The organism is Geminicoccus flavidas, assembly GCF_009806515.1.
GTDB classification, from domain to species: domain Bacteria; phylum Pseudomonadota; class Alphaproteobacteria; order Geminicoccales; family Geminicoccaceae; genus Geminicoccus; species Geminicoccus flavidus.
Window position 1 is genome coordinate 1 of sequence record NZ_WUJP01000079.1, and the last position, 2,593, is coordinate 2,593.

General features: G+C 70.3%; 4 protein-coding genes. All 4 read right to left on the reverse strand.

Annotated elements, in window-relative coordinates; translation table 11 throughout:
• Positions 1-859: septal ring lytic transglycosylase RlpA family protein (locus EQG76_RS02050; protein ID WP_235031162.1), on the reverse strand; the 859-nt coding region annotated here is incomplete at its 3' end.
• Positions 860-864: 5 nt separating this feature from the next.
• Positions 865-1,863: a lytic murein transglycosylase gene (locus tag EQG76_RS02055; protein WP_200840488.1), complete on the reverse strand. Its 999-nt coding sequence runs from the start codon at positions 1,861-1,863 to the stop codon at positions 865-867.
• A 101-nt stretch (positions 1,864-1,964) separates the two neighbouring features.
• Positions 1,965-2,228, reverse strand: a complete 264-nt coding sequence (locus EQG76_RS02060; protein ID WP_159710155.1) for a hypothetical protein — start codon at positions 2,226-2,228, stop codon at positions 1,965-1,967.
• Between the two features lie 153 nt (positions 2,229-2,381).
• Positions 2,382-2,593: spore coat protein U domain-containing protein (locus EQG76_RS02065; protein WP_159710157.1), on the reverse strand; the 212-nt coding region annotated here is incomplete at its 5' end.

The following is a 2,593-nucleotide window of genomic DNA, read 5'->3' on the forward strand; positions in this document are numbered from 1 at the left end:
CCCGCAGCCGCAGCAGCGCCTCGCCCCGTACGAACACCGGTTCCAGCAGGACGTCACCCAGGGCTGCCATCTGCCGCTTCACGCGGTCCGCCCCGCCGGGATCGGAGAACGCGCCCACCTGGACGAACAGGGGGTCCCCCCGCGATGCGCAGGTTGGGGGCACCGATTCGGCTTCCACCGCTTCCCGCACCTCGACCGTGCTCGCCCGGAAGGGTGCCGCCTCCGCGCGGCGCGCCCGGGTCACGGCCGGAGCGCTCGCCTTATGGTAGAGATTGTCGCCGCCCGCCGCGGATGCGATCTGGACCGGCTCCGGCGGCGCGCCCAGCGCATCCGGAGCGATCCGGACGAACTGGACCCGGACGGGAGCCAGGCCCTTGCCGTGATAGCCCAGCGCCCGGGCGGCCGCCTCCGACAGGTCGATCTCGCGGTCGTCCACGAACGGGCCGCGGTCGTTCACCCGGATCTCCATGGACCGGCCATTCTCGAGATTGGTCACCCGCACGATCGAGGGCAGCGGCAGGGTCGGATGGGCCGCGGAGATGGTCTCCTTGTCGAAGATCTCACCGTTCGCGGTGGGTCGCCCCTGGAACTGCTCGCCATACCAGGAGCCGGTGCCCGTGCGGTCGTAAGACGGGTCATAGGCCGGGTAATACCATCGCCCGGCGATCTGGTAGGGCTTGCCGATCTTGTAGGTGCCCGTGGGTCCGGCGACCTTGGGACCAGGTGCCGGCGACGGTGGCGCGCTGCCGGAGCAGGCCGCCAGCAGCAGGAGCAGGCCGGCGGCCAGCCAGTTCCGCGCCGGGGGGCGGCCCGTCGAGGAGGCCAGCACGCGCGGACCGATGGTTGCCTTGCGGGTCACGACGATCAGGCAGCCTTCAACTGGTCGGAGAGGAGTCCGACGGACAGAGCGAAATAGTCCGAGCGGTTCCAGATCTTGATCACCTGGAAGTTGTGGTAGGTCAAGAAGGCCCGGCCGCCCGGGCCGTCCATGCGCAGCAAAACCGCCGGCATGTCGGAGTTGGGCAACGGGCCGCCTTCGCTGTCGCGCACGCCCGCTTTGGCGAACGCGGCGACGGTGTCGCGCCGTCCGGCCGGCAGGTCGGCAGGTGCTTGCACCTCACGGCCCCAGAGCTCGCCCTGACGCCAGCCCGAGCGCGCCAGCAAGTTGGACATGGACGCGAGCACGTCGGGTATCGAGCCCCAGATGTCGCGCTGTCCGTCGCCGTCCCAGTCCACTGCATGGCGCAGATAGGTGGACGGCATGAACTGGGCTTGACCCATGGCGCCGGCCCAGGAGCCCTTCAGCTCGTCCAGGTCGACATCGCCCGCGTCCAGGATCTGCAGGGCCGCCATCAGCTCGCCACGAAAGAATTCGGAGCGCCGGCCGTCATGGGCCAGGGTGGCGAGGGCCGAGACTACCGACCAAGTCCCGGTGCTGCGCCCGTAAGAACTCTCCAGCCCCCAGAGCGCCACCAGGGTCGGGTTGGGCACCCCGAAGCGGAAGCGGATCTGCTCCAGGAGATCCCGATGAGTCTCGAGCATCTCCTGACCGCGCCGGACTCGGTTCGCGTCGATCACCCGGCCGATATAGTCGGCGAAGCTCATCTGGCCCTCGGGCTGGCGCCGGTCCAGCTCGATGACCCTCTCCAGCCGCTCGGCCCGGGCGAGCGCTGCCCTCGTGGTGGCGGGCGAGATGCCGAGCCGGCGCGCCTCGCGCGCGATCTGGTCGAGAAAGTCCGGCCATGACTGCTGGGCGGCCGGCACCGGCCGGGACCGGCCCGCTGCCAAGAGCAGCGCAAGGGTGCCGATCCCGCCCTGCCAGACCGTACGGCGGCTGCAGGTCAGGTCATCGCTTGTCGCCACGTGATCTCCCTCGTCCACGGCCACTATACACGGGGCCTGCGGTGCATCGTCGGATTTCCGGCTTCTAGGGGCGAAGCCGGAGCGATGCCAGAGGTTGAAGATCAGTAGACGATGGTCACCATGCCGGTCACTTCGTCGCGCAGGACCGCGATCGGCGGTGCCGGCGATGCGGTGGCGGGTGTACCGGTTCCGGCCGAACCCGACGCGGCGGCGGGCGGCGCGCAGGGCCGGCCGCTGCCGGGCGGGCAGGCCGCCAGCACGGTGACGCTGACACCCAGGCTCGCGGTGGCCTGCCCGGCCAGGGCGGCGGGTGGGACCGCCGGCACGGCCGCCGCCAGAGCGGCGGCTGCTAGAATGGTGCGCAAGGTCGTTTCCTCGTCGGCCCTTCGGGTGGGGCCCCGGGAAGATGCTAGCGCAGCTCGTCGGGGATTTCCTCAACGGGTCCTAACCATGACCGGCGGCTGCCCAGGTTGGACAGGGCCGACCAGCAATGGCTGCAACCGGTTACCGGAAGTTTCTCAGAAAATAATCGTGACCAGCATCGAATCGGCATAGGTACCGGGCTGCGTACCCGGCACCGGAGGGATCACGCCATAGGCCGGCAGGTCGACCGCCGCACTGCCGTCCAGGGTCGCCGCCACCGGTGGGCCGATCACGGCACCGTCGCCCCAGGGCAGCATGCCGCCCGGTGCCGCGAACACGAAATAGGGGATGACGTCGCTGCCGGGCC